The organism is Paenibacillus sp. 01T422, assembly GCF_056398785.1.
The window spans coordinates 1-418 of record NZ_JBFTQB010001685.1 but is presented as its reverse complement, the minus strand read 5'-3'; the positions used below and the strand labels follow the sequence as shown (position 1 = coordinate 418).

The following is a 418-nucleotide window of genomic DNA, read 5'->3' as shown; positions in this document are numbered from 1 at the left end:
CTACAGGACCTACCGTTTGCGTGTTGGCGATCTTGGACTGGCAAGCAACAAGTGTTTTGGTGAAACCTGCGAATATTTTTTGGAAAGCAGGGGATTGCTGCTCGGCCTCGATGAATGTCCACCAATCGATCAGATTATATTCCTCGCGGATACGCTCCTCGCAAGAGGTCATCACTTGCCATAGCTTTCGTCCAAATTGCTCCATGTCATCCATCGTCAAGCCCAGATGATTATCGAAAAGATCTCGGATAACGACTAGGAAGTTGTCAAGACTGAATTCAATCTTCGCGAGCAATGGGAGCAAAGGTGCCGTAAAAGTCGCAATATCCAGCCTCGTCACTTCCATTAAATTATCATACACGGTTCCGTTTTCATAGGGAATTTGTTGTAAAGTATCGATCACATGTCTGTAGAAACA

1 pseudogene is annotated in these 418 nt (G+C 45.2%); it reads right to left on the bottom strand.

The window, feature by feature from the left end:
• Positions 1-418: pseudogene (locus AC1DUA_RS40770) on the bottom strand (phytoene dehydrogenase); the annotation flags it as partial.